The organism is Streptomyces sp. NPDC054834 (assembly GCF_053611185.1).
The window spans coordinates 34,139-59,836 of sequence record NZ_JBSGZV010000047.1 but is presented as its reverse complement, the minus strand read 5'-3'; the positions used below and the strand labels follow the sequence as shown (position 1 = coordinate 59,836).

At 70.8% G+C, this 25,698-nt stretch carries 21 protein-coding genes and 1 pseudogene; 12 read left to right on the top strand and 10 right to left on the bottom strand.

Going from position 1 to position 25,698, the window contains the following annotated elements; translation table 11 throughout:
• Positions 1-5 precede the first annotated feature (5 nt).
• The 4 genes from ACWGJM_RS39870 to ACWGJM_RS39855 are packed head-to-tail and all read left to right on the top strand — an operon-like array spanning position 6 to position 6,515.
• Positions 6-1,274 carry a glycosyltransferase gene (locus tag ACWGJM_RS39870; RefSeq protein WP_453416641.1) on the top strand — a complete coding sequence of 423 codons (1,269 nt, stop codon included), beginning with the start codon at positions 6-8 and terminating at the stop codon, positions 1,272-1,274.
• Complete coding sequence (locus ACWGJM_RS39865; RefSeq protein ID WP_453416640.1) at positions 1,271-2,923, top strand: ArnT family glycosyltransferase; 1,653 nt, start codon at positions 1,271-1,273, stop codon at positions 2,921-2,923. The genes ACWGJM_RS39870 and ACWGJM_RS39865 overlap by 4 nt, the downstream gene beginning before the upstream one ends.
• Positions 2,920-4,116, top strand: coding sequence for a glycosyltransferase (locus ACWGJM_RS39860; protein WP_453416639.1), 1,197 nt, complete (start codon positions 2,920-2,922; stop codon positions 4,114-4,116). Before ACWGJM_RS39865 ends, ACWGJM_RS39860 begins: the two co-directional genes overlap by 4 nt.
• A 2-nt stretch (positions 4,117-4,118) precedes the next feature.
• On the top strand, positions 4,119-6,515 hold the full coding sequence (locus tag ACWGJM_RS39855) for a galactose oxidase-like domain-containing protein (protein ID WP_453416638.1): 2,397 nt from the start codon (positions 4,119-4,121) through the stop codon (positions 6,513-6,515).
• Here ACWGJM_RS39855 and ACWGJM_RS39850 read toward each other — a convergent pair.
• The 4 genes from ACWGJM_RS39850 to trhA form a co-directional block, all read right to left on the bottom strand.
• A complete protein-coding gene (locus ACWGJM_RS39850) occupies positions 6,512-7,243 on the bottom strand; it encodes a Mut7-C RNAse domain-containing protein (RefSeq protein WP_453416637.1) in 732 nt (243 codons plus the stop codon). The genes ACWGJM_RS39855 and ACWGJM_RS39850 overlap by 4 nt on opposite strands.
• 33 nt (positions 7,244-7,276) lie before the next feature.
• Positions 7,277-7,912, bottom strand: coding sequence for a TetR/AcrR family transcriptional regulator (locus tag ACWGJM_RS39845; RefSeq protein ID WP_453416636.1), 636 nt, complete (start codon positions 7,910-7,912; stop codon positions 7,277-7,279).
• Positions 7,913-7,914: 2 nt separating this feature from the next.
• The gene (locus ACWGJM_RS39840) at positions 7,915-9,585 is read right to left on the bottom strand and encodes a DHA2 family efflux MFS transporter permease subunit (protein ID WP_453416635.1); all 1,671 of its coding nucleotides are present in this window, start codon (positions 9,583-9,585) and stop codon (positions 7,915-7,917) included.
• A 110-nt stretch (positions 9,586-9,695) separates the two neighbouring features.
• Entirely contained in the window at positions 9,696-10,409 is a 714-nt protein-coding gene (trhA, locus tag ACWGJM_RS39835) for a PAQR family membrane homeostasis protein TrhA (RefSeq protein WP_453416634.1), read from the bottom strand.
• Positions 10,410-10,746: 337 nt separating this feature from the next.
• On the opposite strand from trhA, the gene ACWGJM_RS39830 reads away from it, so the two are divergent.
• Positions 10,747-12,570, top strand: a complete 1,824-nt coding sequence (locus ACWGJM_RS39830) for a phosphoenolpyruvate carboxykinase (GTP) (protein WP_453416633.1) — start codon at positions 10,747-10,749, stop codon at positions 12,568-12,570.
• A gap of 476 nt (positions 12,571-13,046) precedes the next feature.
• On the opposite strand, the gene ACWGJM_RS39825 is transcribed toward ACWGJM_RS39830, so the two are convergent.
• The 3 genes from ACWGJM_RS39825 to ACWGJM_RS39815 all read right to left on the bottom strand — a co-directional run bounded on the left by ACWGJM_RS39825 (position 13,047) and on the right by ACWGJM_RS39815 (position 15,455).
• Positions 13,047-13,457, bottom strand: coding sequence for an SCO4983 family protein (locus ACWGJM_RS39825; protein WP_453416632.1), 411 nt, complete (start codon positions 13,455-13,457; stop codon positions 13,047-13,049).
• Positions 13,458-13,509: 52 nt separating this feature from the next.
• Positions 13,510-14,721 carry a pyridoxal phosphate-dependent aminotransferase gene (locus ACWGJM_RS39820; protein WP_453416631.1) on the bottom strand — a complete coding sequence of 404 codons (1,212 nt, stop codon included), beginning with the start codon at positions 14,719-14,721 and terminating at the stop codon, positions 13,510-13,512.
• Positions 14,722-14,795: 74 nt separating this feature from the next.
• Positions 14,796-15,455, bottom strand: coding sequence for a hypothetical protein (locus ACWGJM_RS39815; RefSeq protein ID WP_453416630.1), 660 nt, complete (start codon positions 15,453-15,455; stop codon positions 14,796-14,798).
• Between the two features lie 217 nt (positions 15,456-15,672).
• On the opposite strand from ACWGJM_RS39815, the gene ACWGJM_RS39810 reads away from it, so the two are divergent.
• The gene (locus ACWGJM_RS39810) at positions 15,673-16,554 is read left to right on the top strand and encodes a S1 family peptidase (RefSeq protein WP_453416629.1); all 882 of its coding nucleotides are present in this window, start codon (positions 15,673-15,675) and stop codon (positions 16,552-16,554) included.
• A 55-nt stretch (positions 16,555-16,609) separates the two neighbouring features.
• Here ACWGJM_RS39810 and ACWGJM_RS39805 read toward each other — a convergent pair whose 3' ends face one another.
• Positions 16,610-18,220, bottom strand: coding sequence for an N-acyl-D-amino-acid deacylase family protein (locus tag ACWGJM_RS39805; protein WP_453416628.1), 1,611 nt, complete (start codon positions 18,218-18,220; stop codon positions 16,610-16,612).
• Between the two features lie 10 nt (positions 18,221-18,230).
• Positions 18,231-19,502, bottom strand: coding sequence for an amino acid deaminase (locus tag ACWGJM_RS39800; RefSeq protein WP_453416627.1), 1,272 nt, complete (start codon positions 19,500-19,502; stop codon positions 18,231-18,233).
• A gap of 134 nt (positions 19,503-19,636) precedes the next feature.
• Here ACWGJM_RS39800 and ACWGJM_RS39795 point away from each other — a divergent pair, with 134 nt between their 5' ends.
• From ACWGJM_RS39795 to ACWGJM_RS39770, 6 genes and pseudogenes are all read left to right on the top strand, one after another.
• Positions 19,637-20,683 carry a sugar kinase gene (locus ACWGJM_RS39795; protein WP_453416626.1) on the top strand — a complete coding sequence of 349 codons (1,047 nt, stop codon included), beginning with the start codon at positions 19,637-19,639 and terminating at the stop codon, positions 20,681-20,683.
• A complete protein-coding gene (locus tag ACWGJM_RS39790) occupies positions 20,680-21,441 on the top strand; it encodes an IclR family transcriptional regulator (RefSeq protein ID WP_453416625.1) in 762 nt (253 codons plus the stop codon). The genes ACWGJM_RS39795 and ACWGJM_RS39790 overlap by 4 nt, the downstream gene beginning before the upstream one ends.
• On the top strand, positions 21,438-21,848 hold the full coding sequence (locus ACWGJM_RS39785) for a RidA family protein (protein WP_453416624.1): 411 nt from the start codon (positions 21,438-21,440) through the stop codon (positions 21,846-21,848). Before ACWGJM_RS39790 ends, ACWGJM_RS39785 begins: the two co-directional genes overlap by 4 nt.
• 118 nt (positions 21,849-21,966) lie before the next feature.
• On the top strand, positions 21,967-23,448 hold the full coding sequence (locus ACWGJM_RS39780) for a GntP family permease (protein ID WP_453416623.1): 1,482 nt from the start codon (positions 21,967-21,969) through the stop codon (positions 23,446-23,448).
• 94 nt (positions 23,449-23,542) lie between these two features.
• Positions 23,543-23,727 (top strand): annotated as a pseudogene (locus ACWGJM_RS39775) (GntT/GntP/DsdX family permease); the annotation flags it as partial.
• A 65-nt stretch (positions 23,728-23,792) separates the two neighbouring features.
• Positions 23,793-24,305 carry a hypothetical protein gene (locus ACWGJM_RS39770; RefSeq protein WP_453416622.1) on the top strand — a complete coding sequence of 171 codons (513 nt, stop codon included), beginning with the start codon at positions 23,793-23,795 and terminating at the stop codon, positions 24,303-24,305.
• A gap of 13 nt (positions 24,306-24,318) precedes the next feature.
• Here the strand turns inward: ACWGJM_RS39770 and ACWGJM_RS39765 are convergent, their stop codons facing one another.
• Positions 24,319-25,674, bottom strand: coding sequence for a M14 family metallopeptidase (locus ACWGJM_RS39765; RefSeq protein ID WP_453416621.1), 1,356 nt, complete (start codon positions 25,672-25,674; stop codon positions 24,319-24,321).
• Positions 25,675-25,698: the final 24 nt, after the last annotated feature.

Genomic DNA, 25,698 nt, shown 5'->3' with positions numbered 1-25,698 from the left:
CTTTCTTGCTGACGTCCGTCTTCATCGCTGCCGTCTCACTGGCCCTGTTCTGGATGGCGGCCTTCACCTTGTGGTGGCAGATGCACGCGTGGCGCACGCCCGAAGTGCTCGCCTCCACCCGTTTCAGCAGACCGGACGGCGACGAACACGTGTCGTTCTCGCTGCTGTTGCCGGCCCGGCACGAACAGGCCGTGCTGGACCACACGATCCAGCGGCTGCTGGAGTCCACTCACACCGACTTCGAGATCATCGTGATCGTCGGGCACGACGATCCGGAGACCACGGAGGTGGCCCGCAGGGCCGCCGAGCGTGACCCGCGCGTCCGGGTCGTCGTCGACACCCACGAGAAGAAGAACAAGCCGAAGGCCATGAACACGGCGCTGCCGCACTGCCGTGGCGACGTCGTCGGGGTCTTCGACGCCGAGGACCAGGTACATCCCGAGCTGCTCGCCCACGTCGACCACGCGTTCCGCACCACGGGCGCCGACGTCGTCCAGGGCGGCGTCCAGCTCATCAACTTCCACTCCAGCTGGTACAGCCTGCGCAACTGCCTGGAGTACTTCTTCTGGTTCCGCTCCCGGCTGCACCTGCACGCGCAGAAGGGGTTCATCCCGCTCGGCGGCAACACCGTCTTCGTACGGACCGGCGTCCTCAGGGAAGCGGACGGCTGGGACCCGAACTGCCTGGCCGAGGACTGCGACCTGGGCGTGCGCCTGTCCAGCGTCGGCAAGAAGGTCGTCGTCGCCTACGACTCCGACATGGTCACCCGTGAGGAGACGCCCGGCAGCCTCATGTCGCTGCTGAAACAGCGCACCCGCTGGAACCAGGGCTTCCTCCAGGTGTACCGGAAGAAGGACTGGAGGCAACTGCCGGGCTTCGGACAGCGGTTGCTCGCCCGGTACACGCTGATGACGCCGTTCCTCCAGGCCTTCTCCGGCGTGGTCATCCCGCTCAACGCCGCCGTCGCGCTCTTCCTCGACGTCCCCATCGGGATCGCCTTCCTCACCTTCCTGCCGCTGGTCACCGCCGCCGTCACCTTCGTCTTCGAGGTGGTCGGGCTGAACGACTTCGGCATCCAGTACGGCCTGCGCGTCCGCTTCGTCCACTACGTGAAGCTCATCGCGGGCGGGCCCTTCTACCAGGTCCTCCTCGCCGGGGCCGCGATCCGCGCCGTCTGGCGCGAGCAGCGTGGCCGCAACGACTGGGAGTTGACCACTCACGTCGGCGCGCACCTCACCGCGGCCGAGACGATCCGAGAGGACGTTCCTGCGTGACCTCCACCCTTCCCGCGGTGACCGCTGCTCAGGTCCCCGCGCGACACCGACCTGTGCCTGAAGTGCGTTCGACCGGTCGAACGCGCCTGCCGGTGCGACTCCGCTCCTCCCGCCCCGACCTGCTCCTGTGCGGTGCCCTGCTGATCGCGATCCTCGTCGTCCAGGGCTGGAACATCGCCGACTACCCGACCCTCAGCGACGACGAGGGCACCTATCTCGCCCAGGCCTGGGCCGTCCAGCAGGGCAGGGGCCTGGCCCACTACACCTACTGGTACGACCATCCGCCGCTGGGCTGGATCCAGATAGCCCTGCTCACCTGGATCCCGTCCGCGCTCAGCCCCGGCTCGATGACCGTCGGCAGCATGCGCACAGCGATGCTCCTGGTCAGCGCGGTCAGCGCGGTCCTGGTCTACGTCCTCGGGCGGCGGCTGTCCCTGCCCCGCTGGGCCGCCGGACTCGGCATGGCGCTCTTCGGGCTGTCCCCGCTGTCGGTCGTCCTCCAGCGCGAGATCTTCCTCGACAACATCGCGGTGATGTGGCTGCTGCTGGCGTTCTGCCTCGCCGCCTCTCCCAGCCGCCACCTCTGGCACCACTTCGGCGCGGGACTCGCGGCGGCGGCGGGCGTGCTCACCAAGGAGACGATGCTCGTCGTCCTGCCCGCCCTGTTCGTCACGATGTGGCGGCACAGCCACCGCGACACCCGCAAGTTCGCCCTCACCGGCGCCGTCACCGCCTGCGCCCTGATCGGCTTCTCCTATCCACTCTTCGCCCTGCTCAAGGGCGAGTTGCTCCCCGGCGGCGGGCACGTCTCGCTCTGGGACGGGATCACGTACCAGATGTCCAGGCCCGGCTCGGGCTTCATCCTCGACCGGTCCTCCGGCTCGTACGGGGTGCTGCACTCCTGGCTGTACTACGACCGCGTCCTGCCCCTCGGCGGCCTCGCCGGCGCCCTGTTGCTGCTGGCCACCTGGCGCTGGTCGGTCACCGCCCGTGCCCTGGCCGGACCGGCCCTGACCGTGGCGATCCTGGCCGCCGTGGCCATGCGGCCGAACGGCTACCTGCCCGCCATGTACATCATCGGAGCCCTGCCCTTCCTCGCCCTCGTGCTCGCCGGGGGCGCCGCGTCCGTCGTCCACGCAGTGCTGCGCAGATGGCGGGCGCAGGGCGAGAGGCGATACGTCACCGGCGGCCGGTACGCGCTCGCCGCGGTCCTCGCCGTCGCCGCCGGCGCCTACGTCGTACCGCACTGGTACGACGGCGACCACACCGCCGTCACCACCGATGCGGGCGCCCCCTACCGGCAGGCCTCGAAGTGGCTCGGCAGCGAGGTCGAGGACCCTGAGGACACCCGGGTCCTGGTCGACGACGCGCTCTGGCTGGACCTGGTGCACGCCGGGTACCGGCCCGGGCTCGGGGCGATCTGGTTCTACAAGGCAGACCTCGATCCGGCCGTCACCAGGACCATGCCGCACGGCTGGCGGGACCTCGACTACGTGGTCGCCTCGCCGACGGTCCGGCGCGACGCCCGCGACCTGCCCAGCGTACGGGCCGCCATCCAGCACTCCACCCCGGTCGCCACCTTCGGCACCGGCCCGGACCGCATCGAGATCCGGCGGATCCGGACCGCCGGCGCGGGAGGCGCCCGATGAGCAGCCACGAGTACACCGTCCCCGGCGAGCTGGGCGACCCGGCGGCACGGGCGGCGGAGGTGGCCGAGCCGGGCGCGGTCACCATCGTCGTACCGACCTTCAACGAGTCCGCGAACATCCGCCGGCTCCTCCAGCAGATCACCGAGTCGGTGCCGTCCCGGCTGCCCTGCGAGGTGGTCTTCGTGGACGACTCCACAGACGACACCCCGGACGTCATCCGGCAGGCCGCGCAGGACTGCCCGTTCCCGGTGACCGTGCTGCACCGCGAGGAACCGGTGGGCGGGCTCGGCGGGGCGGTCGTCGAGGGTCTCGAAGCGGCCGCCTCCGAGTGGATCGTCGTCATGGACGGCGACTGCCAGCACCCGCCCTCCCTCGTCCCCGAGCTGGTCGCCACCGGCGAACGGGCGAACGCCGGGCTCGTCGTCGCCTCCCGGTACACCAAGGGCGGCAGCCGCGCCGGGCTCGCGGGCGGCTACCGGGTCGCCGTCTCCCGCGGGGCGACCTGGCTGACCAAGTCCCTCTTCCCCCGCAGGCTGCGCGGCATCAGCGACCCGATGAGCGGCTTCTTCGCCATCCGGCGCAGCGCTGTCACCGCCGACGTGCTCAAACCGCTCGGCTACAAGATCCTGCTCGAGCTGGCCGTGCGCAGCCGCCCGCGCCGGGTCACCGAGGTGCCGTTCGTCTTCCAGGACCGGTTCGCCGGCGAGTCCAAGTCGTCCGCACAGGAGGGCATGCGCTTCCTGCGCCACCTGGCCGGCCTGCGCACCGCCTCGCCGGTCGCCCGCATGGCCGGCTTCGGCCTGATCGGCGCCACCGGCTTCGTCCCGAACCTCGTCGGGCTGTGGGCGCTGACCGTGCTCGGGATGCACTACGTCCCCGCCGAGATCCTCGCCAACCAGTTCGGCGTGGCCTGGAACTTCCTGCTCATCGAGCAACTGCTGTTCCGCGACCGGCGCGGGCACCGGCGCTGGTGGGACCGCGCCGGCCGGTTCGCGCTGCTCGCCAACGCCGACCTCGTGCTGCGCATCCCGCTGATCGCGCTGTTCGTCGACCGGTTCGGGATGGGCGCACTGCCCGCCACCGCGCTCGCGCTGGTGACGACGTTCGTCCTGCGCTTCGCCGGGACGGAAGCGCTGGTGTATCTCCCGCGCCGCCGCCGCGGGAGCCGTACTGCCACAAAGGGAGCCGTGTGAACATGCGCCGAAGAAGGACCGCACTGGCCGGGGTGGGGGCCCTGACCGTCGGCCTCCTCCTCACCTCACCCCAGTCCGCCGAGGCCGCCAACCACATCAGGAACCCCGGCTTCGAGACCGCGGGCACGGACGGCATGCCGTACTGCTGGGAGAAGTCGGGCTGGGGCGACAACGACTTCACCTACGACACCACGACCGACGCCCACTCCGGCGGCAAGGCCATGAAGGTCACGCTCACCCGCCGCGTCGGCGGCGACCGCAAGGCCCTGATCACCGAGTCGACGGAGTGCGCGCCGGCGGTGAGCGTGGGCAAGCAGTACGACCTGTCGCTCTGGTACAGGTCGACGACCCCGGACACCTCCGTCACGCTGTTCCGGCACGACGCGACCGCCGGCTGGCAGTACTGGACCGACCTCAAGACCCTGGACATGGCCTCCGCCTGGACCGAGGCCACGGTCCGCACCCCCGAGGTCCCGGCCGGCACCGACCGGATCACCTGGGGTGTGTCGGTGTACGGCACCGGGTCGGCGACCACCGACGACTACACGATGGAGCAGGTCCGGGACACCGTCCCGCCCCCCACATGCACCGGCACCACCGACCAGTGTGCGAACGGCAGTTGGTCGGTGCTGCCCGCGCGGAACCCGGTCCGCTCCATGCACTCCGTCGTCCTCAACAACGGCAAGGTGCTGCTCATCGCGGGCTCCGGCAACAGCGAGGAGCAGTTCGACGCGGGCTCGTTCACCAGCGCCGTGTACGACCCGGCGAACGGCACCTACAAGGTGATCCCGACGCCGAAGGACATGTTCTGCGCCGGACACGTCCAGCTCCAGGACGGGCGCGTGCTCGTCATGAGCGGCAACAAGGCGTACCCGGTCGCGGGCGGGCACGGCTACGAGGGCTTCAAGGACTCGTACATCTTCGACCCGAGGACCGAGACCTACAGCAGGACCAACGACCTGAACGACGGCCACTGGTACCCGTCGGCGACCGAGCTCGGCAACGGTGACGTGATCTCCTTCGGCGGGCTGCGCGAGGACTCGACCGGCTCGGTGACCGCCGAGTACTGGTCGGACGCCCAGCAGAAGTGGCTGGCACTGTGGCAGGTCAACCAGACCTGGTCGTACTGGGGGCTGTACCCCTCGATGATCCTGATGCAGGACGGCCGCCTCTTCTACTCGGGCAGCCACGTCTTCGGCAACAACATTCCGGGCACCGGCTCGGCGGTCTACGACTACGGCGCCAACACGATCACGCAGATCCCGGGCCTGCGGAACAAGGACGAGCGCGACCAGTCGGCGAGCGTGCTGCTGCCGCCGGCGCAGGACCAGAAGGTCCTCACCCTGGGCGGCGGCAACATCGACTCCAACCCGGACGCGAACCGCCTGACCGACATCATCGACCTCAAGCGGGCCGACCCCTCGTACGTCGCCGGGCCGCCGCTGCCGCAGGGCACGGTCGACCTCGGAGGCGGACCACAGCCGGAGACCGGTGGCCAGGGCAAGATGTACGTCTCCGCCGTGCTGCTGCCCGACGGCAAGGTGCTGGAGACGGGCGGCGCGCTGCACAACCGGGCCAATCCGGTGTACGAGTCGTCCATCTACGACCCGGCGACCTCCGCCTTCGATCCGGTGGCCGCCGACCCCGAGGCCCGCGGCTACCACTCCTCGGCGTTCCTGCTGCCCGACGGCCGGGTGATGGCCACCGGTGACAACCCGGGCAACGGCACCTGGAACCACAACGTGTCGATCTACACCCCGCCCTACCTCTACACGGGCACCCGCCCGACGATCACCTCGCTGATCAACACCGAGTGGAAGTACGGCGACACCCAGCGGATCACCGTCGACCGTCCGATCGCCAAGGCGGAACTGATCCGCCCGGCCGCCGTCACCCACTCCTCCGACCCCAACCAGCGTTTCGTCGACCTGCCCCTGTCCGTGGACGGCGACAATGTCGACCTGAACGTGACGAGCAACCCGGACCTGGCCCCGCCCGGCTGGTACATGCTCTTCGCGGTCGACGCCAACGGGGTGCCCTCGGTGGCGAAATGGGTGCATCTCCAGGGGCCGGCCGCGCTCAGCGCCTCCGACGCCTCCGCGCACGTCCACTCCTTCGCCGACTCCCCCCGGGGCAAGGTCTCCGGGCCCGGCAGGAAGCGCGCCGCGCAGAAGGTCAGCCCCACCCTCTCCGGCTGCGACCGGCACTACGGCTCGGTCAACGTGTGCGTGCCGACCGTCTTCCCGCCCGAGGTCAGGAAGACGACGGCGGCCCGCTGCGGCTGGCTCGCGCAGAACCACTACGGCCGCCTGAGGATCAACGGCAAGGACGACCCTCTGGGCCTGGACCCGGACCGGGACGGGGTGGCCTGCGGGAAGGGCGACCTGAGGAGGCGCTAGCCCCGGTCGGTGAACTCCGCGAGGGCGCGCTCCACGATGGCCTCCAACTGGTCGTGGTGCGCGCCCTTCCAGTAGGCGCGACCGCACTCGGCGCACTGGGCGAAGACGTCGTACGAGCGCTGGGTGCCGTGCTTGAGCTGGTCGGCGACCTCCTCCTTCGTGGCGTCCCGCAGCACGCCGTTGCACGCGGTGCAGCGGGTCCAGGGGCGCAGGTCGGGGTGGAAGCGGTCGAGGACGTCGCGGAGCTGGTCGTCGGGGCGGGTGCTGTAGACGTAGGCGCCCGCCCACAGTTCGCGGCGGCGCAGCAGGCCCCGGTCGCGGCTGAGCATGACCCGCTGCTCGGCCGCCGAGCGGGCGGCCAGCGCCGGATCGCCGATGTCCGTCGACTCGTACGCCGTGTCCACGCCGAGCAGGCGCAGCCGGCGGGCCAGGGTGCCGAGATGGACGTCGAGGAGGAAGCGCAGGGGCGCGCCGGGGACGAGCTGGGGGCGCTCGACCGCCCGTACGTCCACCCGCTCGCCGGCCGCCGGGACGTGCGAGGTGGGCACCACGCGGCCGTCCACGACGAGTGCGCCGACCTCGGTCAGCGGTACGCCGAGGGACTCGACGACGTGGCCGAGGGTCGAGACGCCGTCGGTGGGGAGCGGGGTGGCGCCCAGGCGCCGGGCGTGCGGCACGAACAGCCGCAGCTCGGGGGCGACTTCGACGTGGATCTCGGGACCGTTCACCTGGTCAGGATCGCACGGGGAGGGGGCCGGGTCTCAGCGGTTTTCGGTGGGCAGGCCGCGTTCCATGACGTCCAGGGCGCGGTCCATGAGGTCGCGGAGGTCTCCCTGGTAGCCGTTCTCCGCCCAGTACATGGAGACCTCCATCAGTCCTCCGACGAGGGACATCGCCCGGACCCGGACCTCCAGGGAGTCGGGTGCCAGGCCGGTGCGGTCCGCTATCGCCTCACAGAGCAGCCGGCCGGTGGCCGACATGCTCTCCATCATCCGGGAGCGGACCGCCGGCACCTCGACCCCGAGGCGGGCCCGCAGCCGGGCCACCTCGGGATCGTCCTGCATCCCGGCGGCGACGGCCTTGTGCATCACGTGCCGCAGGGATTCGGCCCACGGTTCGTCCGTGGGCCGGGCGCGCAGTTCCTCGAGGAGGACCGGGTCGTACTCGTCCGTGAGGACGATGTCCTCCTTGGTCGGGAAGTACCGGAAGACGGTCGACGGCGAGACCTCGGCCCGGTCGGCGATCTGCTCGATCGTGGTGGCCTCGTAGCCCTGCTCCTCGACCAGGGCGTATGTCGCCGTGCGGATCGCCTCACGGGTCTTGATCTTCTTCCGCTCCCGCAGGCTCAGCTGCGGGCGGTCCGCCGGGGAGGAGGTGCGTGCCGTCATGGTGGTCATTGTCAGGCATCCAGCTCGGAGGCGACCACGCGCGGGGCGGTCGCCAGGGGCTCCGCGGCGGTGGCGGGTCCCTCCGCAGCGGGGGCCTGACCGGCCGTGCTGAGCGCGGTGTCGGTGGCCGCCGCGGGGGCCTGGCCGGGCGTGGCCGGGGCGGGACGCTTGCCGTTCGCGGTCGGCGCGGTGGGCAGGAACGCTCCGGCGAACAGTGCGGTGACCAGGGAGGCGATGCCGCAGACCAGCAGGACCAGGCCCATGCCGTGTACGTAGGCGCCGTTCGCGGAGGCCGCCAGATGGGCCGAACCCGCCTTCTCGGCCACGATGTGCGCGGCGACCACCGACTCACCGGCGGTGTGCGCGGCCTCGCCGGGCAGCCCGGTGACGTCCAGCCGGTCGCGGAAGGCGCTCGCCAGCAGGCTGCCCAGCAGGGCGATACCGATCGCGCCGCCGACCTGGCGCAGCGTCATCAGCAGTCCCGAGCCGCTGCCGGCCCGGTCGGCGGGCAGGGCCGCCAGCGCCCCGTCCATCGCGGGCACCACCGAGAAGCCGAAGCCGAGACCGGCGATCGACAGCCACAGCGCGGTGAAGCCGTAGCCGGAGTCCACGCTGGTACGGCTGCCGAGCAGTGCGGCGAAGGCGAGCACCACCAGACCCGCGCTGACCACGGCCCGCGCCCCGAACCGGGCGACGACCGGCTGAGCGCCCTTCGCGGCGACCATCAGCCCGCCCATCATCGGCAGCAGCCTGAGGCCGGTGCCGAAGGCGTCGTGACCGAGGACGGCCTGGAGGTAGGGCGGCAGGACGAACATCAGGCCGGACAGGACGAACATCACCAGGGTCGCGGCGATGGTGTTGAGCAGGAAGCCGCGCTGGCCGAGCAGCGTCATGTCGAGCATGGGCCGGGTCATCCGGCGCTCACGCAGCACCAGTCCGGTGAGGAGCACGGCGGCGGCGGCGAACATCCCGGCCACCAGCGGGTCGCCCCAGCCGCGGTCGGGCGCCTCGATGATCGCGTAGATGAGGGCGCCGAGGCCGGCCGCGGTGAGCGCGGTGGAGAGCGCGTCGACCTTGGGGGAGGCCGGGTCGCGGGTCTCGGGGAGCAGGAAGACGCAGGCCGCGACGCCGATGCCGACCATGGGCACGTTGATCAGGAACACCGAGCCCCACCAGAAGTGGTTCAGCAGCCAGCCGCCGATGATCGGGCCGAGCGGCATGCCCAGCGCGGAGGCGGCGGAGATGATGCCGACGGCCTTGGTGCGCTCGTCCGACCCGAACAGCGAGGGCAGGATGGACAGTGCGAGCGGGGTGATCAGGGCGCCGCCGATGCCCATGAACGCGCGGGCGGCGATCACCCAGTTCACGTCCTCGGCCAGCGAGCCGACCAGCGAGCCCGCCAGGAAGACGCCGAGGCCGGCGATCAGCATCCGGCGGCGGCCGAAGCGGTCGCCGAGCAGTCCGGCGGGGAGCATCAGCGCCGCGAAGACGATGACGTACGCGTCCGCCATCCACTGCTGTTCGCCGGTGGTGGCCCCGAGCTGCTCCGCCATGCTCGGCAGCGCCACATTGAGGATCGTCATGTCGAAGCCGAGCACCAGCATGCTCGCGACCAGGGCTCCGAGAGCCCACCAGCGGCGGGGATCACGCCGCGTCTCTTCGATGTTCGTGACAGTAGCCATGAAATGAGAGTAACTCCCAAATGCTGGTCTCCGTCAATAACCAGCGAGTGTCATGGCACGAAAAATGGCCACGGCTCTCGCGAGCCGTGGCCACTGGGCGGAGTGGAGCTTCAGCGGTGTTTGTATGCCACCAGAGAGATGCCCACGTAGTGGACGACGAAGGCGGCGAGGGTGAGGGAGTGGAACACCTCGTGGAAGCCGAACCAGCGCGGTGACGGGTTGGGCCGCTTGATCCCGTAGATCACGCCGCCCGCGCTGTAGAGCAGGCCGCCGACGACCACCAGGACCAGGACGGCGATGCCCCCGGTGTGCAGGAAGTCCGGCAGGAAGAAGACGGCCGCCCAGCCCATCGCGATGTAGCACGGGGTGTAGAGCCAACGTGGGGCGCCGACCCAGAAGACGCGGAAGACGATGCCCGCGGCGGCCGCCGCCCAGACGCTCCAGAGCAGCCACTGTCCCTTGGCGCCCGGCAGGAGCAGCATCGTCAGCGGGGTGTAGGTGCCCGCGATGATCAGGAAGATGTTGGCGTGGTCGAGTCTGCGCAGGATGCCGTCCACGCGCGGGCTCCAGTTGCCCCGGTGGTACAGCGCGCTGACGCCGAACAGCAGGCAGGCGGTCAGTACGTAGATCCCGCAGGCGATCCGGCCGCGGGCGGAGTCGGCGAGGGCGGTGAGTACCAGGCCCGCGATGAGTACGGCCGGAAACATGCCCAGATGCAGCCAGCCACGGAGCTTGGGCTTGACCGGGTGCGGCAGAGAGAGCGCGACGGGACCGCGGCCGGCAGCCGGCATGTCCCTGGGCGCGTCGGAGGCGGACGCAGTCATGACCGGCATCGTACCTACGGAACCGTAAGTTACGGCAGAGTCCCGGTCGATGACCGTCGGAGAGTGTCCATTCTCTCACGGGCGACCCGGAGCCGCAGCGCAAAAAATCTCTCAGGCGAACCCAACGTGCACGCAAAGGATCCCGGAGTTATCCCGGAAGGGTGCGGCTAACCGTGGTGTTCCTCACGTCGCTCACTTGTGAGGCACTCTGGACAGATGCGCAGTAGCATCGGATGATCAAATGAGTGCGGTCGGCACCGGATGAGCGGCTACGAAGCGTCCGGGCCGCAGCCCCCACGGGGCCCAAAAGAACAAAATCCCTCATTTAGGAGCAATCGTGGCGCGCGACATCGCGGCTCCCCCCGTCATCCCCACCAAGCACCAGGAACTGATCTCGTGGGTGAACGAGATCGCCGAACTGACGCAGCCGGACAACGTGGTCTGGTGTGACGGATCCGAGGCCGAGTACCAGCGACTGAGCGAGGAGCTCGTCGCCAAGGGGACCTTCAAGAAACTCGACCCCGTCAAGCGCCCCCACTCCTACTACGCCGCGTCGGACCCGACCGATGTCGCCCGGGTCGAGGACCGGACCTTCATCTGCTCCGAGAAGGAGGAGGACGCGGGTCCGACCAACCACTGGAAGGCGCCCGCGGAGATGCGGGACATATTCCAGGGCGAGAACGGCCTGTTCCGCGGCTCGATGCGGGGCCGCACGATGTACGTCGTGCCCTTCTGCATGGGCCCGCTCGGCTCGCCGCTGTCGGCGCTCGGCGTGGAGATCACGGACTCGGCGTACGTCGCCGTGTCGATGCGCACGATGACGCGCATGGGCCGGCCGGTGCTGGACGAGCTCGGCGACGAGGGCTTCTTCGTGAAGGCCGTGCACACCCTCGGCGCCCCGCTGGAGCCCGGCCAGGAGGACGTGCCCTGGCCCTGCAACTCGACCAAGTACATCTCGCACTTCCCCGAGAGCCGCGAGATCTGGTCCTACGGCTCCGGCTACGGCGGCAACGCCCTGCTCGGCAAGAAGTGCTACGCCCTGCGCATCGCCTCCGTCATGGCGCGCGACGAGGGCTGGCTGGCCGAGCACATGCTGATCCTCAAGCTCACCCCGCCGCAGGGCGAGTCGAAGTACGTCGCCGCGGCCTTCCCCTCCGCCTGCGGCAAGACCAACCTCGCCATGCTGGAGCCGACGATCTCCGGCTGGACGGTGGAGACGATCGGCGACGACATCGCCTGGATGCGGTTCGGCGAGGACGGCCGCCTCTACGCGATCAACCCCGAGGCCGGTTTCTTCGGTGTCGCGCCCGGTACCGGTGAGCACACCAACGCCAACGCGATGAAGACGCTGTGGGGCAACGCGGTCTTCACCAACGTCGCCCTCACCGACGACGACGACATCTGGTGGGAGGGGATGACCGAGGAGCAGCCCGCCCACCTGACGGACTGGAAGGGCAACGACTGGACCCCGGCGTCCGACACCCCGGCCGCCCACCCCAACGCCCGCTTCACCGTCCCGGCCTCACAGTGCCCGATCATCGCGCCGGAGTGGGAGGACCCCAAGGGCGTGCCGATCTCGGCGATCCTGTTCGGCGGCCGCCGGGCGTCGGCGGTGCCGCTGGTGACGGAGTCCTTCGACTGGAACCACGGCGTCTTCCTCGGCGCCAACGTGGCCTCCGAGAAGACCGCCGCGGCCGAGGGCAAGGTGGGCGAACTGCGCCGCGACCCGTTCGCGATGCTGCCCTTCTGCGGCTACAACATGGGCGACTACATGGCCCACTGGGTCGACGTGGCCAAGGACAAGGACCAGTCCAAGCTGCCGAAGATCTACTACGTCAACTGGTTCCGCAAGAACGACGAGGGCAAGTTCGTCTGGCCCGGCTTCGGCGAGAACAGCCGCGTCCTGAAGTGGATCGTGGAGCGCCTGGACGGCAAGGCGGACGGCGTCGAGACCCCGATCGGCGTGCTGCCGACCCGGGAGGCCCTCGACACGGGCGGCCTCGACCTCGCCGACTCCGACCTCGACTTGCTGCTCACGGTCGACAAGGAGGTCTGGCGCGAGGAGGCGGCCCTGATCCCCGAGCACCTCAACACCTTCGGCAGCCACACCCCGAAGGAACTGTGGGACCAGTACCACGCCCTGGTCTCCCGCCTGGGCTGACCTGACGCTCCACTGGGGGCCGGATCCGCAACTACGTCGTTGTGGGTCCGGCCCTTTGGCGTGCTTGCGTTGTGGGGCCAGAGGCGGCGTGGGTTGCTCGCGGTTCGGTACCGCCGCAGGCCGCCGCTATGGCTGAGCGCCGTCGCGGCGGATCAGACGTGGCGGCGGATCAGACGTGGCGGCGGCTTCAAGGGGCAGCGGATGGCCGTGCCCGCGGCAACCTCCGCTCTGCGCCAACCTTGGCTCTGCGCCAACCCCGCCTCTGCGGCAACCTCGCATCCGCCGCAACGGCGCTCAGCCGCGAGGGCGTTGACCGGCGGTCTGCACGTCGCTCGGCCCACGACAGGGGACCCGCCGCGCATACACACACCGCCCGACCACGAAACCCGGCCGAAGCCAACGCAGTGCTGTGGCGCCCGGTCCGCGCGTCGCTGCGGGTGCACGCGGACCGGGGCCGTCGAGGGGACCCCGGGGGGTCAGTGGGCGGCGCTGATCGGTTCCTGGGCCGCCGCGTGGGCGTCCATCCGCTCCGCCGCGAGGATCGCCGCCGCCGTGTCGGCGCGGGAGGCCGCGACGACGAGGGCGCGGCCCGCGAGGGCGTGGGCCCGCTGGTGGAGCGTCGACGCCTCGGTGGCCGGAGTCGTGGACGCGCGGAGCGGGCCGTGGCCGCCCCGCAGGCGCGACACCTGCGCGGCGAGCCGTTCGGCCGCCGTGTCCAGGTCGGCCGAGGGGGCCAGTGCGCGCAGTTCGTCCGTGACGGCGAGGAGCGCGGCGAGGTGGCCGGCGAGCTGGATGTCCAGCTCCTCCTCGCGCGACCGGTGGGGGAAGTTCGAGGTGGTGCCGGCCATCGCGCGGTGGACCGACTTGGTGCGGATCGGCTCGTACATGGGAGATGGCCTCCTGTGCTCTGACAGGAAGCCATCCTAGCTTAGATTTCGTCTAAAGTTGGCTGTAGCCGTCGAGGAAGGTCCCGATCCGGGTCACCGCGTCCCGCAGATCGCCCACCGACGGCAGGGTCACCACCCGGAAGTGGTCCGGCTCGGGCCAGTTGAAGCCGGTCCCCTGGACCACCATGATCTTCTCCTGGCGGAGCAGGTCCAGGACCATCCGCCGGTCGTCCTTGATCTTGAAGACCTGCGGATCCAGGCGCGGGAACAGATACAGCGCCCCCTTCGGCCGTACGCACGTCACGCCCGGGATCTGGGTGAGCAGGTCGTAGGCGACGTCCACCTGCTCCTTCAGCCGCCCGCCCGGCAGCACCAGGTCCTTGATCGACTGCCGCCCGCTGAGCGCGGCCACCACCCCGTGCTGGCCCGGCATGTTCGCGCACAGGCGCATGTTGGCCAGGATGGTCAGGCCCTCGATGTAGGAGTCGGCGTGCGCGCGCGGGCCGGAGATCGACATCCAGCCCACCCGGTACCCGGCCACCCGGTAGGCCTTCGACATGCCGTTGAAGGTGAGGGTCATCAGGTCCGGGGCGATGGCCGCGGTCGGCGTGTGCGTCGCGCCCTCGTAGAGGATCTTGTCGTAGATCTCGTCCGAGCAGACCAGCAGATTGTGGCGGCGGGCGATGTCGGTCAGCCCGCGCAGCATCGTCTCGTCGTACACCGCGCCCGTCGGGTTGTTCGGGTTGATGATGACGATCGCCTTGGTGCGGTCGGTGACCTTGCGCTCCACGTCGGCGAGGTCGGGCATCCAGTCGGACTGCTCGTCGCATCGGTAGTGGACCGCTGTACCGCCGGAGAGGGAGACCGCCGCGGTCCACAGGGGGTAGTCCGGCGCGGGTACGAGGACCTCGTCGCCGTCGTCCAGCAGGCCCTGCATCGCCATCACGATCAGCTCGGAGACGCCGTTGCCGATGAAGACGTGCTCGACGTCCGTCTCGATGCCGATGGTCTGGTTGTGCATGACGACCGCGCGGCGGGCGGCCAGCAGGCCCTTGGCGTCGCCGTAGCCGTGGGCCGTGGAGACGTTGCGGAGGATGTCCTCGAGGATCTCCGGCGGGCAGTCGAAGCCGAACGCGGCGGGGTTGCCGGTGTTCAGCTTCAGGATGCGGTGTCCCGCCGCCTCCAGCCGCATCGCCTCCTCGAGCACCGGGCCCCGGATCTCGTAACAGACGTTGGCGAGCTTCGTCGACTGGATCACCTGCATGTCAGGGAGCTTACGGCCCGGTAACGCCCCATGGCCCGTGTTTTCCGACACGTGAGACGGGTCGGTTTGGTCTGTTATCGCCGGTAGCTGTCCCAGGAACCACACAGGTACCTACAATCGCAGGCCATGTCGACGCCCGCCCAGCCGCAACCGGACCGCGAGCCCGTGCCGCCGCCGAACGTGTACCACCCGTCGGCCGTAGCGGCTCCGGCGTACGACGAGTACGCCGACCCGGCTGCCGCCCACGGCTGGCAGAACGCGTACGACGCGACGCGCGAGCTGCCGGTGACCGTCGGCGAGGAGCCGTCCGTCGGCAGCCCCGCCGGGCGCCGCCACGCCGGCGGGCGGGGAGCCCGGAGGCGGGCGGCCGGCCGGCGCGGCCGCCGTACGGCGGTCGCCGTCGGGGCCGTGTGCGTCGTGTCCCTCGCCGCCGTGATCGCCGGGTTGTCGGGCTCGGGGTCGTCGGACGCGCCGCACAGGCGTACGGCGTCGACGGCGGGGGATGACACCACGGCACCGGCGCGGTCGGCGTCCCCGGCCGACTCCTCCGGTGCCGCGACGGCGGGCATTCCGGAGCCCGGCACATCGGCCGCCGTCAGGTCGGGGGGTACGGCGTCCGCCGGCGGCGCCCCGGACGACGCGGCGCGTTCCGCGAGCCCCGGCACCACGTCCGCCGCCCCGTCCGGCGCCCCGTCGACCGCCTCGGCCACTCCGGCGCCCACGGCCTCCGCCACGATGGGCACATCCGCCCCGGGAAACTCCAGGGGGCATGGCCGGGGGAACACCAAGGGTCCCAAGTAGGGCTGTTTCGTGGCGGGTTGACCCTCGCGCGACGCGCGGCGCTTTGTATGCGGCTTATTGCCGTCACCCCCTCTTCACATCACAATGCACATGACAAGACGGGCGGCCGGAAGATCTCCGGTCGCTCACGTCTCAAGAGGGGACCCCCACATGAACAAGCCTCTCCTTGCCGCGCTCGCGACCCTGGTGATCACCGGGGTGGGCATGGCACCGGCGGCCGCCGCCACGGCCACCACCGAGAGCGCCGCCGCGACCAGGGCCGCCGCCTCCGTGACCAAGGCCGCGGCACCCGCGATCAAGGCGGTCAACTTCGCCGGCACCGTCTCGCTCAGCAACTGCTCCGGCTCGGTCGTCCGCCTCCCCGGCTCCGCGGACAGCGACCCCGCGCTGGTCATGACCAACGGCCACTGCCTGGAGACCGGCTTCCCGGATCCCGGCGAGGTCATCGTCGGCCAGTCCTCCAGCCGCACCTTCGGCCTGCTCAACTCCTCGGCCACCCGGGTCGGCACGCTGCGCGCGAGCAAGGTCGTGTACTCGACGATGACCGACACCGACGTCACGCTCTACCAGCTGACCACCACGTACGCGCAGATCAAGAGCTCCTACGGGATCAGCGCGCTGACGCTCCAGGACACGCACCCGGTCGCCGGCACCGCCATCACGGTCGTCTCCGGCTACTGGAAGAAGACGTACGCCTGCAACGTCGACGGCTTCGTCTACCGCCTCAAGGAGGGCGACTGGACCTGGAAGGACTCGCTCCGCTACACCTCCGCCTGCCAGACCATCGGCGGCACCTCGGGCTCGCCGGTCATCGACAACTCCACCGGCAAGGTCGTCGCCGTCAACAACACCGGCAACGAGGACGGCGAGCGCTGCACCGAGAACAACCCGTGCGAGGTCGACGCCAACGGCACTGTGACCGTCCGCGAGGGCGTCAACTACGCGGAGGAGACCTACAACATCCCGGCCTGCTTCACCACCGGCAACAAGCTGGACCTCACCCTCAGCGGCTGCACCCTGCCCAAGCCGTGACAGGGGCATGACGGGCGTGACGTGACGTGACGGGCGTGACGTGACGGGCGGGCGGTCACCGGGGAGTCCGGCGGACCGCCCGTCCCGCCAGCACATCCGTCCGGCGGCCGTCCTCGATCACGAACCGGCCGTCGACCAGGACGTAGGGGATGCCGACGGGCAGCGCGCGCGGCTGCTCGAAGGTGGACCCCGCCGCGACCGTCGCCGGGTCGAACAGGACCAGGTCGGCGCGGTGTCCCTCGCGGACGAGCCCCCGGTCCGGCAGGCGCAGCCGGGCCGCGGGCCGCGCGGTGAGGTGGTGGACGCACTCCTCCAGCGACAGCACGCCCAACTCCCGCACATAGCGGCCGAGGTAGTGCGGGAAGGTGCCGTACGCCCGCGGATGCGGCTTGGCGCCCTGGAGGATGCCGTCCGAGCCGCCGGTGTGCGTGCGGTGCCGCATGATCGCCCGGACGTTCTCCTCGTGGCCGACGTGCTGGAGGATCGTCGAGCCCAGCCGGTCCTCGACCAGCAGCCGCCGGGCGGTGGTCCAGGGGGCCTCGCCGCGCTGCCGGGCCGACTCCATGACCGTACGCCCCACCTGGCCGGCGAGGGCGGGGTCCGCCACGCCGGAGATCTCGATCGTGTCCCACTCGACGGGTACGCCGTGGCAGCCGTCCGAGCCGGTGACCTCCAGGTCGTGCCGGATCCGCTCGGCCGTCGTCCCGTCCGCGAGCCGCGCGAGGACCGCCTCCGGGCCGCCCGCGCTCGCCCAGCTCGGCAGCAGCGCGGCGAGGGTCGTGCAGCCGGGCGTGTAGGGATAGGTGTCGAGGCTTATGTCGGCCCCGGCGGCGAGGGCGTCGTCCAGGAGGGCCAGCAGGTCGGCCGCGCGGCCCTTGTTCACGCCGAAGTTCATGGTGGCGTGGGCCAGATGGAGCGGGCAGCCCGCCTTCCGGCTCAGTTCCACCATCTCCGCGTACGCCTCCAGCGCGCCCGCCCCGTACGAGCGGTGGTGCGGGCAGTAGTAGCCGCCGTACGACCCCACCACCCGGCACAGCTCGGTGAGTTCGGCGTCGTCGGCGTACATGCCGGGCGTGTAGGTGAGCCCGGACGACATGCCGACCGCGCCCTGCTCCATCCCCTCCGCGACCAGCTCCCGCATCCGGCCCAGCTCTTCCGGTGTCGCCGGGCGGTCCTCCCAGCCGACGACGACAGCGCGGACCGTGCCCTGCGGGATCAGATAGGCCGCGTTCACGGCGATGCCCCGGTCCAGCCGGTCCAGGTAACCGCCCACCGACCGCCAGTCGAAGTCGATGTCGTCGCCGTGCCCGTTCCAGCCGGTGATCGCCCGGCGCACCCCGTCGAGCGTACGGTCGTCGACCGGCGCGTACGACAGCCCGTCCTGGCCGACGACCTCCAGCGTCACCCCCTGCGCGGCCTTCGCGCCGTGGTCGGGGTCGCGCAACAGGGCCAGGTCGCTGTGCGCGTGCATGTCGATGAAGCCGGGGGAGAGGACCAGGCCCTCCGCGTCCAGCTCCCGCATCGCGCGCGGACGCTGGCAGCCCGCCGCCGCGGCCTCCTTGACGATGGCGGTGATCCTGCCGTCGTCGATCACCACGTCCGCGCGGTACGACGGCTCACCGCTGCCGTCCACGACGTCGGCGTCCCGGATGACTAGGTCTTCCACGTCCGGCCTCCTAGAAGAACGTGCGGATGTAGTCGACGACCGTGCCGTCCGCCTGGGCCACCGGGATCAGCGGCCACTTGTCGAAGGACGTGCACGGGTGGGACAGCCCCATGCCCAGCCAGTCGCCGACCTCCAGGTCCGCCTCGGCGGTGGTGCTGAGCCAGGCGTGCTGGTCGGACAGGCCGGTGACGGAGATCCCCGTGGCGGGCCGTTCGACACCGTCCCGGCGGACCACCTGGGCGAAGGGCAGGTCGAGGTCGTGGGCCGCGTCCCGCTTGCCCGCGTTCACGAATGCCTGCTCTGCCGACGGGCGGGACACCACCTGCGCCCACAGCCGGAACGCGGGCTCCAGGGCACCCTCCTCGGGCACGCGGTTGAAGGGGGTGAGCTTCCGGTAGTGGCCGTCGTCGTGCGAGACGTACGCGCCCGAGCGCAGCAGCTTCAGGACGGGCAGGGAGAGCTCCGGGACGCCGGCGAAGACGTCGGCCACCGCGTCGAACCAGGCGCTGCCGCCCGCGCTCACCACGATCTCGTCGAGGCCGGCCGTCGAGAACCGCCCCGCCTTGTCGAAGTCGACGGCCAGCGCGACCAGTCGCCGCAGCCAGGCGTCCACCCGCTCCGGATCGGCCTGAGGCACCTCGCCCTCGTAACCGGCCACCCCGACCAGCCGCAGTGTCGGTACGGACGCCACCGCGTCCGCGACGGCCGCGCACTCCGCCTCCGACCGCACCCCGGTCCGGGCACCCTCCCCGGCGGCCAGCTCGACCACCACGTCCACCGGGCGGGCGGCCCCCTTCAGCGCCGCGGCCATCAGCTCCACGCCGCGCACCGAGTCGACGTAACAGACGAACCGGAAGGACGGGTCGGCGTCCAGCTCGGCGGAGACCCAGCGCAGGGCCGCCGCGTCGACCAGCTCGTTGGCGAGGAACACCCGCCGGATCCCGAACGCCCGCGCCACCCGCACCTGGTGGGGCACCGCGAGCGTGATGCCCCACGCCCCGTGCTCGATCTGCCGCTGGAAGAGCTGGGGCGCCATGGACGTCTTGCCGTGCGGCGCGAACGCGAGGCCGTGCCGGTCCGCGTACGTCTCCATGAGCCTCAGATTGTGCTCCAGGCGCTCCGCGGACAGGGCGAGGACCGGGGTCGCGAAACCGTCGGTGAAGAGGTTGCGGCGCTGGGCGGCCAGCTCTCCGACGGTGAGGCCGTCGGCGTCCGGCGGGAGGCCCTTGAAGCGGTGGTCGACGCGTTCCCCGGCCAGTCGGGCGAGCGCTTCGGTGCTCATAAGGCCTCCTGAAATCGGCCGTTGCAATATCTGCAACACTCGTTGCGTATTTCGCTTACCGCTGTCTAACATCTCGGCCACCCGGGGTCAACGGCGCCCGCCGACCCCAGCCGGACCGAGGAGCTACGACGATCGTGACCATCACCGGACCCCGCAAGGCCCCCGGCGTCGTGGACGTCGTCGCGCTCGGCGAGTCCATGGTCACCTTCCTGCCCACCCGGCCCGGGCGCCTCGCGGACGTACCGTCCTTCGACCGCGCGATCGGCGGCGCCGAGTCCAACGTGGCCTGCGTGCTGGCATCCGCCGGTCACTCCGTACGGTGGGTCAGCCGGGTCGGCGCGGACGGATTCGGCGACCACCTGGTCGAGACGATCGGCGGGTACGGCGTCGACGTCAGCGCCGTCCGCCGCGACCCCGCCAGGCCGACCGGCGTCTACTTCCGCACCGCCGGGGACCGGGGCACCGACGCCCACGAGGTGGCGTACTACCGGTCGGGGTCGGCGGCCTCCGCGATGTCGGCCGACACGGTGGACCTGACGGAGGTGCGCGCCGGACGCGTACTGCACCTGTCCGGGATCACCGCGGCACTCTCCCCGCAGTGCCTGGCGCTGACGCGCGAACTGACCGCCCCTCGCCCCGGCCGCCCGCTGATCTCCTTCGACGTCAATCACCGGCCCGGACTGTGGGGCGGCACGGACGGACCCCGGGTGCTGCTGGAACTGGCCCGCGCCGCGGACCTCGTCTTCGTCGGGCAGGACGAGGCGGAGGAGGTGTGGGGCATCGAGGGCAGCCCGTCCGCCATCCGGGACGCGCTCCCGGAACCGGAGCTCCTGGTGGTGAAGCAGGGCGCGCACGGGGCGACGGCCCTGCACGCCGACGGCGCCGCCTTCGTCCCGGCCCTCACGGTCGACGTCGTGGCGACGACCGGCGCCGGGGACGCCTTCGCCGCCGGCTTCCTCTCCGCCACCCTGCGCGGACTCCCCGTCCGCGACCGGCTCCGGCACGGCCACCTCATGGCCGCCGCCGCCCTCACCGTCCCCGGCGACCTCGCCACCCCTCCCGCCCGCGACCGCGCCGACCGGCTGGCCGCCCTCGACGAGCAGGCGTGGGGGACACTTCGACTCGGCCCCGGCTGGACACACGCCGTTGACTGGGCCGACGAGGAGGTACGCACACCATGAGCCAGACCGTCGACCGCGCGCTGAGCATCCTGCCGCTGCTCGCCGAGGGCCCCGCCGACCTCGGCCAGGTCGCCGACCGCCTCGGCGTCCACAAGTCCACGGCCCTGCGGCTCCTTCGCACCCTCCACGAACACGGCCTCGTCTACCGCCAGTCCGACCAGCGCTACCGCCTCGGCGCCCGCCTCTTCGCCCTCGCCCAGGAGGCGATGGAGAACCTCGACATCCGCGAGATCGCCCACCCCCACCTGGCCCGGCTGAACGAGAGCTGCGGGCACACCGTCCACCTCGCCGTGTACGAGGAGGGCGAGGTCCTCTACATCGACAAGGTGGAGAGCCGCTACCCCGTGCGCATGTACTCGCGGATCGGCAAGCCCGTGGCCATCACCGTCGCGGCCGTCGCCAAACTGCTCCTCGCCGACCTCCCCGAACCCGAGCGCCGCGCCCTCGCCGACAAGCTCGACTACCCCCTCTACACGGCCCGTTCCACCCCCAACCCCACCGCTTTCCTGCGGGAGTTGGAGAAGGTCCGCGAACAGGGCTGGGCCACCGACCTCGGCGGCCACGAGGAGTCCATCAACTGCGTCGCCGCACCGATCCGGGGCGCCGACGGCCGGGTGGTCGCCGCCATGTCGGTCTCCGCGCCCAACGTCGTCGTCACCGCCGACGAACTCCTCACCCTGCTCCCCCTGGTGCGCCGTACGGCGGACGCCGTCAGCGGCGAGTACTCCGGCAGGACCCCGATCAAGGAAGCCACATGACCGAGAAGATCGCGCTCACCCCCAAGACCCACACCACCCCGCCCGCGAAGTTCTCCCACGGCGTCAGGAAGGGCAACATCCTCCAGGTCGCCGGCCAGGTCGGCTTCCTCCCGGCCGAGGAGGGCAAGCCGCCGACGCCCGCCGGCCCCACCCTGCGCGAGCAGACCCTCCAGACCCTCGCCAACGTCAAGGCGATCCTGGAGGAGGGCGGCGCCGGTTGGGACGACGTGATGATGATCCGCGTCTATCTGACGGACGTCGACCACTTCGCCGAGATGAACGCGATCTACAACACCTACTTCGAGGAGCAGGGCCTCACCCAGCCGCCCGCCGCGCGCACCACGGTGTACGTCGGACTTCCCGCCGGGCTCCTCATCGAGATCGACGCGCTGGCCGTACTCGGCTGACGCCCCCTCACCTCCCGCACCCCGTACGCCGTCACGGCGCGGCGCCCCACCACCCCCGGGACGCCGTGCCGCGATCCCCCCTGCCCGAAAGCTCCATGTACTTACACAAAGGATCGCTATGCCCCTGCCGCTCGCCGCGACCGCCCCCACCCCCGCCGCCCCACCCCACACCGGAGGCCTGCTCCTCCTCGTCGACGGCACCACCGGCCTGCTGCTGGTCGCCGCCCTCGGCATCACCCTGCTGCTCTTCCTGATCATCAAGGCGAGACTCCAGCCCTTCGTCGCCCTGCTCGCCGTCTCCATAGCTGTCGGCCTGCTGGCCGGCCTGTCGGTCACCGAACTCTTCGGCACCGTCCAGCGCTCGGACGCCGTCTCCACCATCGAGTCCGGCATGGGCGGCATCCTCGGCCATGTCGCGATCATCATCGGCCTCGGCACCATGCTCGGAGCGATCCTCGAAGTCAGCGGCGGCGCGGAGGTGCTGGCCTCCCGGCTGCTCGGCCTCTTCGGCGAGCGACGAGCCCCCCTCGCGATGGGCCTCACGGGCCTGATCTTCGGCATCCCGGTCTTCTTCGACGTCGGCATCTTCGTCCTCGCGCCGATCGTCTATGCCGCCGCGAAGCGCTCCGGCAAGTCCATCCTCCTGTACTGCCTCCCGCTGCTCGCCGGCCTGTCGATGACCCACGCCTTCCTGCCGCCGCACCCCGGCCCGGTCGCCGCCGCCGGTCTGCTGCACGTCCAGCTCGGCTGGATCATCCTCATGGGCGTCGTCTGCGGCATCCCCGCAGTGCTCGCCGCCTGGGCGTTCTCCGCGTGGATCGGCAGGCGCATCTTCGTCGCCGTACCGCAGGACATGGTCGAGGCGGCCGACGAGGCCAAGCGCGCGGTGGCCGAGGAACAGCGGCGCTCCGGCATGGAACCGCAGGAGCAGCCCGTACCCCTCGCCACCGTCCTCGGCATCATCGGCACCCCGCTGATCCTGATCCTCGCCGCCACCTTCTCTTCCGTCGCCCTCGACCCCTCCACCGGCCGCTCGGTCATCGAGTTCTTCGGCCACCCCTTCGTCGCCCTCACCATCGCCCTGCTGCTCGCCTACTACCTCCTCGGCATCCGGCGCGGCTGGTCCCGCAAGTCCCTGGAGACGGTGTCGACCGCATCGCTGAAGCCGGTCGGCAACATCCTGCTGGTGGTCGGCGCGGGCGGTGTCTTCGGCGCGGTCCTCAAGGCCAGCGGCGTCGCCCAGGCCCTGTCGGACACCTTCCACGACGTCGGCCTGCCCGTGCTCGTCCTCTCCTACCTGATCTCCGTCGTCCTGCGGGTCGCCCAGGGCTCGGCGACGGTCGCGATCGTGACGACTGCGGGCATCGTGGCACCCCTGCTCTCCGAAGGCGACCACTCCCAGGCCTTCGTGGCCCTCGTCATCATGGCCATCTCGGCGGGCTCCATCTTCGCCTCGCACGTCAATGACGGCGGCTTCTGGATGGTCGCCAAGTACTTCGGCATCAGCGAGCGGGACACGCTGAAGTCGTGGACCGTGCTGGAGTCTGTGCTGTCGGTGGCGGGGTTCGTGGTGGCGGGGGTGTTGAGCGTGTTCGTGTAGCGGGGGCGGGGTGGGTGCGGGACGTCGTTGTGCCAGCGAGCCGTGGGATTCTCTTCCGCTGCGGGAGAGGGTCCCCGGGCGCCTGCCTGGATGCTCCGTCTTCGCCTCCCACGTCAACGACGGTGCCCGCGCGCGGAGCGCGGTATTGGATGCAGCTGGATGGTGGCCGAGTACTTCGGTGTCAGCGAGCGGGACACGCTGAGGACGTGGACCGTGCTGGAGTCTGTGCTGTCGGTGGCGGGGTTCGTGGTGGCGGGGGTGTTGAGCCTGTTCGTGTAGTCGGGGCGTGGGCAATTGGCGGGCTGGCTGGTTCGGGCACAGGTATGTCGTCCATACTTCCTGCCGTGGAGCAGCGCATAGGTTCGAGCAGCCAGCCCCTGGAGGGCGCCGGATTCGACCCGGCCTTCATCCCCGGGCTCACCTCGCCCGCGGCGGAGGAGCCCGAGGACGCCAAGTCCGAGGGCGCCAAGCCCGAGGAGGGAGAGGCGGTCACGGGGACATCGGCCGACGAGACGGCCCCCGCCGCGCGGGACGAGGCCGAGGACGAGGCGGAGGGAGCGGGAGAGGAAGAGGTCTCTGAGGGCCCCGTCTTCGAGGCCTCCGACCGCCGAGCCAAGATCGTGGCCGACCGGAAGGGCGTCCGTCTCACCCTCGACGAGGAGTCCTGCGAGTTCCGCTGGGACGAGATCGGCGCGGTCGAGACGGAGTCCCCCCGCTTCGGCAAGCGGTACACCGTCACGGTGCACACTCCTGACCGCCGCTGGTACCCGATCGAGATCGAGGCGCCGGCCAGGAGCCGCTTCAAGGAGTGGGACGAGCAGATGGACGCGGTGCTGGACGCCTACTTCGAGGAGTAGCCGCCGGCATCCGCTAGCCGCAGTACTGGGCTTCCTTCCCGATGGACCGGTACATGCAGTCCGCGTTCTCCAGCAGCTGGTACACCGCGTCCTTGTTGCGTGAGGTCTCCCGCTCGATCACCTCGTCGGGCGGGTAGAACCCACCGCCGGAACTGGACGTCGGATACATCTCGAAGGTGTAGTCGAAGATCTTCTGGGTGCCCCAGAGGTAGTCGTCGATCGACCCGTCCGTGATGTAGAGGTCGCTGGACTGCTCCGGCGTGTAGCCGTTGCTCGCGGCCATCTTCTGACCGACGGCCTTGAAGGCGGCGGCGTCGTCCGCCGTCATCCCGGTCGCCGTGTCGGAGTACGTGTACCCGAACGGCCACAGCACCAGCTCGCTGTACGTGTGGAAGTCGATGCCCGCCTTGATCTGCTGCTTGCCGCCGACGACCCGGCTGCGCACGAAGTCGGCGACCACCTTCACCTCGGGCGCCGACTCGGCGCCGGCGCCCCGGTAGGTCTCGGACGAGGTCGACCCCGAAGAGCCGCCGCAGCAGCCCCACTTGTAGTTCCAGTTCCGGTTGAGGTCGGTCCCGACGTACGAGGACCCGGAGTTGGGCTGCCGGTTCTTCCGCCAGGACCGGTACGACCCGGTCGCGATGTCGTACTCGCCGCCGTCCGGGTTGAGATCCGGCACGATCCAGATCTCGCGGCTGTTCACGATGTTCGTCGTGCGGGAGTCGCTCCCGTACCCGGCGCCGAGCTCACGCAGCAGGTACAGCGCCATCTCCACGGTGAGGTGCTCGCGGGCGTGCTGATGGAAGGTCAGGAGCACCTCGGGTTCGTCCTCGTCCGTGCCCACGTTGTCGCTCACCTTGATGGCGACGATGTCCCGGCCCTGGTACGACTTGCCGATCACCCGCTTGCTCATGATGCTCGGGTAGGCGGCCAGCCGCTGGTCGATCTCCGTGTTCATCTCGGCGTAGTTGTGGTACTTCGAGTCGGCCGAGGGGAAGTCGAAGAGCCGCAGTCCACCGGCCCCGCCCGAACGGTCCGGGGCGGCGCCCAACGGGCTCACGTCGTAGCCCAGTTTCCGTAACCGGCTGATCTGGTCGGCCCGCCCGGAGACGACCACCGTCTCCTCGTCGGCCTCGTCCACGGTCACGCCGGTCCGCTGGATCGCGGTACGGGTCACGGGCGTGGTGCTCTGGTGGATCTCGTACTGCCGGATGTCGTCCGCCGACGGCACCGGCTTGCGCGCGCTGCTCGCCGTGGCATGCGTGGCCGCCCCTGTCACGGGCGCCGCGAGGGCGAGGGCGAGCAGGGCGCCGAGCGCGGCGGCACGTCTGCCGGTCCGCAAGCTTGAGCCGCGTGTGCGAAGTCGCATGAGCTCTCCTTGGTCTCCAGGGGT